6 protein-coding genes are annotated in these 7,733 nt (G+C 71.4%); all 6 read right to left on the bottom strand.

The window, feature by feature from the left end; translation table 11 throughout:
• Window positions 1-222: hypothetical protein (locus tag ACT6Y9_RS06920; RefSeq protein ID WP_443743989.1), on the bottom strand; the 222-nt coding region annotated here is incomplete at its 3' end.
• Window positions 219-926, bottom strand: a complete 708-nt coding sequence (locus tag ACT6Y9_RS06915) for a hypothetical protein (RefSeq protein WP_443743988.1) — start codon at window positions 924-926, stop codon at window positions 219-221. The genes ACT6Y9_RS06915 and ACT6Y9_RS06920, both read right to left, overlap by 4 nt.
• Window positions 926-1,762: a hypothetical protein gene (locus ACT6Y9_RS06910; RefSeq protein ID WP_443743987.1), complete on the bottom strand. Its 837-nt coding sequence runs from the start codon at window positions 1,760-1,762 to the stop codon at window positions 926-928. The genes ACT6Y9_RS06915 and ACT6Y9_RS06910 overlap by 1 nt, the downstream gene beginning before the upstream one ends.
• An 82-nt stretch (window positions 1,763-1,844) precedes the next feature.
• Complete coding sequence (locus tag ACT6Y9_RS06905) at window positions 1,845-2,972, bottom strand: TraU family protein (protein WP_443743986.1); 1,128 nt, start codon at window positions 2,970-2,972, stop codon at window positions 1,845-1,847.
• The gene (locus ACT6Y9_RS06900; RefSeq protein ID WP_443743985.1) at window positions 2,969-4,651 is read right to left on the bottom strand and encodes a hypothetical protein; all 1,683 of its coding nucleotides are present in this window, start codon (window positions 4,649-4,651) and stop codon (window positions 2,969-2,971) included. Before ACT6Y9_RS06900 ends, ACT6Y9_RS06905 begins: the two co-directional genes overlap by 4 nt.
• Window positions 4,648-7,656 (bottom strand): hypothetical protein, encoded by a 3,009-nt coding sequence (locus tag ACT6Y9_RS06895; protein ID WP_443743984.1) that lies wholly within the window; start codon window positions 7,654-7,656, stop codon window positions 4,648-4,650. The genes ACT6Y9_RS06900 and ACT6Y9_RS06895 overlap by 4 nt, the downstream gene beginning before the upstream one ends.
• Window positions 7,657-7,733 lie beyond the last annotated feature (77 nt).

Here is a 7,733-nt window from a genome sequence, read left to right as displayed (position 1 = left end):
CGTGAGGACTTCGGAAAAGCGGTTGGAGGTCGCGGACCATTCGGGGCGCGCGGTCCCAAGCGCCGCGCGCACGGCCTCCGCCGTGGCGCTCCCGTCGGAGGCTGCGGGGGGATTGGCCTTTGCGCTCGCGCAAAGACCGGCGAAGAGGCAGAGCGCCGGGAGGAGGGCTCGTCGGACGACACAACGGCGGTCGGGCATGAGGGTCGGAGCGGAGCGCATCACGGCAGGAGCCTCCGCGCCTCGTCTTCGAGGCCCGCGGCGCGGATCATTTCCGCAGCACGGCGGCGCACGGACTCGGTCTGCGCGCGCTTCGCGGCGAGCGCCGCCCAATAGAGCGGCCGCACGTCGCCCGGGAAGAGCTCGATCACGTCGGACTCAAAGAAGACCATCGCCGGAACGGCGGGCTCTTCGGGCAGGGCGTCGCGTACGGCGTGCCAGACCATCGGGGCGACGCCGGCATGGGCGCCTTCTTCGAGGACGGGCTTCATGAAGCGCGCGAGCTCGGCCTTGTCGGCGACGAAGGGCGTGCCGAGGGCGGCGTCGCCTTGGGCGAGCGCCGCGTCGGCCCGGTCCGGGCGGCGCACTTTGACGGGAAGCCCCGAGAGCGCGAGCCCGACGCCGAGGCGACGGGCGTCGCGGGCGATCGCGCGCAGGCTCTCGGGCGGCATCGACGACGAGACGAGGATCACGACGGACCCGGGCTCCGCGGAAAGCGCGGGCGCGCGCGGCGTCCTCGCGGGATCCCCTGCCGGCGTCCCGGGCTGAGGAAGTGCGGGGAAGCGCCGCACCTCGCTCTCGAGCCGCGCAACCTCCGCCGGGGCCGACATCACGGAGGGCGCGGTCGGAGCGAAGAAGGCGGGGGAGCCGGCCGCCGCCGCGCAAAGGGGAAGCGTCAGAAAGGCCGACGTCATGAGAAGCCGCAGCATCAGAGCGCCCTCCCGTTGGTCGGTGCAGAAGTCTTGCCGGAAGCCTTCCCGGAAGTCTTCGCCGGAGCGGATTCGTTTCCTTCCTCGTCGATCACGACGACGGCGACGTGGAGTCCCGCCTCCGAAGTCGAGGCGACGGCGGGAAGCGCCGGGAGTCCGATGCGGCGGCGGATGACGCCGCCCTGGTCGAACCAGACGCGCCCGTTCGGGTCGTCGCGGAGCATTTCGCGCATGGGCGCCGTCGCGCCCTGCATCACCACGATCCGCGGGAGGCCGAAGAGGTCGCGTTTGCCGGCCTGCCGGGCCGAGCGCCAGATGCGTTCGGCCCAGCGGCGCTGCGCCGCATCGTCGCCGTCGATCATCAAAAGTTCCCGCGTCCAGGTCGTGCGGTACTGCGCCACCGTGCCTTCGCTCGAGGGCGAAAGGCGCCCAAAGGCGCCGCGCATCTCGGCGGGAACCTCCCAGCGGAACGTCCACGGCTCCTGCGCCCGCGGGAGGGCGGAGTCCGAGCGCGGCGCGGCGCCCCATTGGGCGATCTGCCGGCGCACGGCGGCATGGCGGCGGGCGAATTCGCCCGACTCCTGAAAATGGGTGACCGTGCGGCTCATCACCTCGGCCCAGTCGGGGAGCGCGTTGGCGTAGACGGGGCCGACGGGTTCATGGACCACGACGGGCCGCATGGGTTTGCCCGCTTCGCAGACGGGCGCGCACATGGGGCAGGCCTCGTCGAGCGAGAGCATCGGGGCGCCCGGCATGGCCGCGGCGGCGGTGGAGAAGAACGCGCCGGCAAGAAGGAGCGCGCGGCAGGCGCTCGGGACGGAGGGGCTGAGTTTCATCGGGAGTGTCCAGTGGAGAAGGTTGGGAAGGGTTGAGGGAAGGTTCCGCCCGCGCTCGGAGCGAGGCGGGGAGGTAAAGACGTCATCTGCGGGCGGCGCTGCGCCAGGCGGCGAGCCCTTCCTCGGCGTCGGTGAAGAACTCCGCGGCGTCGGCTGCGTCTTCAAGGCCCGAGGCGAGGCAGCAGTCGCGCTTGCGCCAGAGGAGCACCGCACCGTCTTCGCCCGTAAAGGGAAAGGACCGGTTTGCGCCGAGGAGCGTTGTCGACCGCCCGAGGGGCTGGCAGCACCCGCCCGCGTCCTTTGAGGTCGTGCGCGCGGGGTGGATGAGCTGGGTGCGCCAGACGGACTTGTCGAAGATCGGCTGTACGTAGGGCCCGCACTGGCCCTGTCGCCCGTGGGCGGACCAGAGGATTCCCTCGCGCGAAAGCTTCATCGCGAAGCGGTGCGCCATCAGGTGCCAGGCCTGCACGGGCGAAACCTGCGCGGCCATCCAGCCCGAGAGCGGAAAGACCGCTCCCTGGCAGCCCGAGCACCAGTAGAGGGACTTTTCCGAAATCCCGGCGGTGGCGGCGGCGCAGTCGAGCGCGCAGGCGCCGAAGGCCGCCCCCGCGGTGAAGAGTGCCGCGTCGGGGGCGAGCAGAAAGCTCGTCAACGTGTCGTCCCAGAGGGGATCGAGCTCGGAGAGGTAGGCGAGGTCCCACGGAGCCTGCTCAAGGCAGGCGTGGTCGAGGAGGGCCTCCAGCACGAAAAGCCAGGGCGACTGGTACCAGTGCACCTGCCAGAAGGCCGTGCGGCGAGTTTCTCCGAAGCCCCGCGGCGTGCGGGCGTGGTCGGGTGCGCGCAGGCCCGCCTGGTCGAGCGTCATCCCGCCCATCGTCGGGAAGCACCAGGCGTGGCGCACGACCTCGGCCGTGCGCAGCGGCTCCCAGAACGAGACGTTGATCCCGGCCTTGAGGCTCGGGCCCGACCCGCAGGCGCAGAGGGGCTGCGCGTCGGTGCGCACGTCCGGGAGCGTCCCCTTTCCCGACACGGAGACGCTTCCCGCAATGGTGATGGGCTGCATGCACGACCAACAGACGTCGGTGATCGGGTTCGGGATCCGGCCCGAGCACGAGGCGGCCGCGGCTGCGCCTGAGGCGCCGGCGGCAATGACGCCCGCGAGGAGCACGAAGAGGCGCCTTTTGAGGGTGTTCTTGAAAAACCGCATCATGCCGCGTCCTTCTGCGTCGTGGTCTTCGGGGAGCGTTTGGCCGAAGGTCCGCCCTTCGGGGGCGCGCCGGGGCCTTCGGGCTTGCGGGCGTCCGTGTGCCGCTCCTGCGGGGCGCGCACCGTGAGGACGCGCCGGGGGGCTTCGGCGGACGCTGCCGCAGCCGCCTTCATGGAGGGAGGCTCGGCCGCCTTCATGCCGGGCTTGCGAGCGGGCTTCTTCAAAGTGCGGCGGGTGCGCTTCATCACGACGGGGGCGGGGGTGGCGCTTTGGCGGCGCGCTTCGGCGTCACGCCTCGCCTGCGCCTTCTTCGTCTCCTCGATTTCGGCCTGCGCGTCGCTCTTCGCTTCGGCGAGGAGCGCGATCACTTCGGCGCGCTTCTCCTCGAGGTGGCGCCTCACGTGGTTGACCGCTTCGCCCTCGGGTCCGAAGACGCGCCGCTCGTCGAGGAGCGGCGTGCGGATGAGCTCTTCGTAGAGCGAGAGGAACTTCAAGCGCACCGCGGCCGAGTGCATCTCGGTCGTCTGCCCGACGCCGCCGTCCTCCCAGCGCGCGAGAAGGCCGATTTCAGCGAGGGTGCGCATCCAGGTGGGCACGGCGAAGCCCCGCGCGCGGCGGTCGCGGCGCGGGAGCGTCACGAGGGAGGCGAGTCCCGTCGCGGCCGTCGCGCAAAAGCCCCCGAGCCGCGGCTCGATGAGGCACGGAAAGTGGTCCACGCCGAGCAGGCTGGCGATCCGCCCCTCCGGGTCTTCGAGAAAGGGAATCCCGAAGACGTGAAAGGGGTTCCTCGGCCGCGGCGGATCGCAGGGGTCGCGCTTTTCGCGCTTGGGCGGCATGGGGCGCAGCGACACCACCGCGATCGACGGGTCGGCGAGCCAGAGGTCGTGGACGAGCTTCACGGTGTAGAGATTGATTTGACCCAAGAGCACCACCGGCCGGCGCGCGGTGAAGAGCGCGGCGGCGCGCTCGAGCGCCGCGCCGTCAAGGTCCATCCGTTCGGCGAGCGCCGCGGCCGCGGCAGTGAGACGCATCAGGGTCTTCTGGTCCGCCGGCCGCGACCACCGAACGATCCCGAGCGCCCACGCGGCGCGCCTCGACGCGAGGTGGCCGTCGTGAAAGGAGTCCCAAGGCAGGGGTGCGGGGAGCTTGAGGGCGTCGGCCGTCTTTTCGGAAAGCTTCACGCCGCAGGCGAGCTTCACGGCGCGCCGGAGGTGTTCGGAGGGGAAGCGCTGCCGCTCGAAGCACCGCCTCGCATGGAGACCCGCGCGGCGTGCGGTCGCCTCGGCGCGCTCGAGCACCTCGGCGACGTCGAGTTCGGAGAGTATCTGTGCGCGCATCGTCACCTCCTCAAAGGAGACGCGGGGGCTGAGGAGCACCTGAGAAATGAGGACGGCGAGCACGGCTTCGGCCGAGATGCCGGACGACCGGCGCTGCACGCCGCGCAGCGCCACGGCGAGAAGCTGCGCCGTCTCCTGCGCCTGCGGGCCCGTGTCGTCCTTGAGGTGCCGCCAGGCCGCGGCCTCGTAGGACTGGGCTGAGGCCGCCGCGGGCTTGTCCGCCGCGTTCTCGCGGATCGCGAGGAGCGCGCGCAGGTCGGCCGCCTGCGCGGGAGAGATGCCCGCGGGGGCTTGCGAATCCATGGCGGCGGGTTCTTCGACGAGCGTGAAGACGGGGGAGGTCATTGGCGGCCTCCTTGAATGTCCGCGTGCGGTTGGGCTTCGTGCGCCCCTTCGCCGCGGATGGTTTGGAGAAGGCGCTTCACGCGCGCGCCGAAGTCTTCGTCCGCGTCGGGAACGGGCGGATCGGACTCGACGCGGGAGGCTTCCGCGAGAAGCCGCCCGCCGGCGGCGCGGGAGGTGTTGCGCTCCGCAGCGCCTTCCGCAACGCCCTGCGGAGCGCGCACGTTGGGGTTCTTGGCCCGCTCGAGCGCGAGGTTCACGTCCGCGCTCCATCCGTGCGCGAGCGCGTCGGCGAGCGCCGTGCGGTCGGCGAGCGTGACGCCGAGTCGCTCGAACACGGCTTCGGTGAGGTCGACGGGCTCCGCGCCTGCGGTTGAGAGCACTGCGTGCCGGTCCATGAGCGGGAGCCCCGCATCGGCGGCGGTGAGCGACACCGCCCGGTCGATCGCCGCGGCATCGAGCCCCTTCAAATCCGCGCGCTCAGGCATTCCGGGCTGCGCGTGCGTGAGCCGCAGGAGCGCGACCTGCGTCTCCACGAGGTCGCGGTCCACGACGGCGAAGGCGGGCGCTGGAAAGATCGTGCGCCAGAGGACGGGCGCGGCGACGGCGGCCGCAAGGAGCGCTGCGGCCGCGCGGGCGCGGTTTGGAGAGATGAAGCGCAGGCCCGCGAAGCCGAACCCACCCGTGCGCTTGCGGCCGGCTGCTTTGGGAGCCTTGGGAGCGGTCTCGGAAGCGGCGGCATCCGGTTCCTCGGGCGCTTCGCCCGAAAGGCGGGCGGGGGCGTCGGCCGAATCGACCGTCGCCTTTTGCCGATTCTCATCGGCGCATGTTGAGCTCGGTGTGGACCCGCCCGGCGGCTCAGCACCGGTAGAGAGCGGCGAAGGAGCCCCTTCGTTGGCTTTGTCGGCTTCGTTGCCTACGTCGCCTTCATTGCCCGCATCGGCTGCGTCCGTCCCGGCAGAGGACTTCATGGCCTCAGGCGCGCGCCGCGCCAGGCCCTTGAGTTTTTCTTCGAGCGCCCGGTCGCTCGGCCGCTCCGCGCCGATGTCGGCGAAGAGCGTGGGCTCGTCGGATGCGGCGGAGGCGTTTGGAGCGTTTGGGGCGCCCGCCTCCTCGAAGAGCGCGGGTCCCGGGACGAAGGACGTCTGCGGCGCTCCGGGCGCATTCCTTGCGCAGGACCCCGGGGCTCGTCCGGACGAAGCGTGCCGGGCGAGCACGCTCCAGAGTTTGTCGAGAAGCGCGTCGCGGCCCTGGTCCGGCTGCCCGGAGGGGCGTTCAGAATGTTCTGCACTGGCGCTTCCAAAACGGGCGGCGACGGAATCGCCGGCGCGTTGAGCGCCAACGTCCGCGGGGGTTCGCCGCGAGAGCGCGGCGAGCCACGCTTCGGTCGGGGTGACGCGCGGGGCCGCGGGGTGGGCGCTTGCGCCGCCCTTCAGGCGTGCGAGAAGCTCGGTGAGCGGGTCGGAGCCGGAGACCGGTGCGGCGGAAACGCCCGCAAACCCGGCGGCGCCGAGGCGCGTGACGCGCTTCGCGGCCTTTTCGCCTTCCTTCGTCTGCACGCGGACGAGTTCAAGAAGACGCGTCGAGAGCGTCTCGTAGTGCTCCACGAGCGGAGGAATCCGGGGGTCTGCGACGTCCGCACGGGCGAGTTCGGTGATGCGCTTTTCGAGCCCGCGGCAGTCGAGCCGGAGAGCCGTGGTCTGCGCGCCCGCGACGTCGTCCTTGAAGACCGCCCAGAGTTCCGGACGGGCCGAAATTTCACCCGTGAAGCCCGACTGCGCCGGGTCGGCATAGAGGTGCGCGGCCTCGGCTTCGCGCGCGAGGCGCTCCTTTTCGTCCATCGGGATCGCCGGGCCGGCCGATAGCGCCGCAAGGAGCGCCTCTTTGCGCAGAGCGTTTTCTTCGAGCCAGAGGCGCGCGCCTTCGGCCATCATCTTTCCGCCCCAGCCGGGGTTGGAAATCCGTTCGAGCGAGAGCGCCACTTCGGGGTCGATGAGGTCGCGGACCGGCCGCGGAGGGACGTCGCCGGGTAGCCGCACGCGGCGGCCGGTGAGCCGCGTGAAGTGGCCGCCGGGCACTTCCGGTGCTTGAGCCGCGTCAACCGTTTCGAGGGTTTCGAGGGCTTCGAGGGGTTGAGCGCCGGACGGCTCCTGCGGATTCCCGTCGGCCTCCTCCGAAGCGGCGACGCTGCGGCTCAGTGCGCCCGCGAGCGCTTCGCGGGAGGTTGAGAGCCGGCGGTTGGGCCCGCGCGGAACAAGGAAGGGGTCGGGCTCGGAACCCGAGGAGCCTTCTGCGGGCGTGCGCCCGCCGGGGGCGTTCGTCCCGGCGAAGAGCCCGTCCGCACCCTCCGGGGCCGCTGCAGACGCTTGGGCGACGGGCTGCTCGGCCGCGCGTTTCGCCGGGGTCTTCGGAGTCTCCTGGGTCTTCCGGGCCGTCGGGGTCGTGAGTCCCTTCTCGGCTCCTGCGTTCGTCTGCGCCTGCTTGGTCTTCTTTCCCTTCTTTTCCTTCGATTCGCCAACCGACTCCGCTGCCGCCCCGCCCGCAGACTCCTTCTGGGCCTTCTTGGGGTTCGTCTCAGCACCGGCGGCCTTCACCGCCGGAGCCGCGTTCGAGCCGGACTTCTCGTCCATCTCGTTCTTCTCGTCGTCCTCTGTGTCGAAGGCGTTCCAGCCGCCGAGGGCGTCCAACGCCACGGCGTCGGGCTCTTCGTTGAGGTCGTCCTGATCAATGGAATCTTCGGAATCAACGGAATCGCTCCGCTTCGCCTGCGCGTCGGCCTCTTCAGACGCGTCGGGTTCGTTCCGGCGGTCCGTCACTTCTCCCTCCAACGCGTCCTCAGACTCCGTCCACGGTTCGGCGGAGGAATTCTGCAGGGCGTCGAGGGTCGCCCGGAGCTTCGCATACCCTTCGGCGGTCTCGGCCATGCGGATGCGATGCGCCTCGGCCATCGACTTCGGGGCCGGGGCGTGTGCGGGCGCCTTCTCGCCCTCGGCGGCGACGGCCTTCACGGGCGCGTCCGGGGCCGCCGCAGGGGGGCGGCGTAAAGGGCGGCGTAAAGGGCGTTGCGGCGGGCGCGGCGGCAGCT

The organism is Sutterella sp., from assembly GCF_052272535.1.
In the GTDB taxonomy this organism is placed as follows: domain Bacteria; phylum Pseudomonadota; class Gammaproteobacteria; order Burkholderiales; family Burkholderiaceae_F; genus Sutterella.
This window is presented reverse-complemented; position numbering and strand designations above follow the sequence as displayed.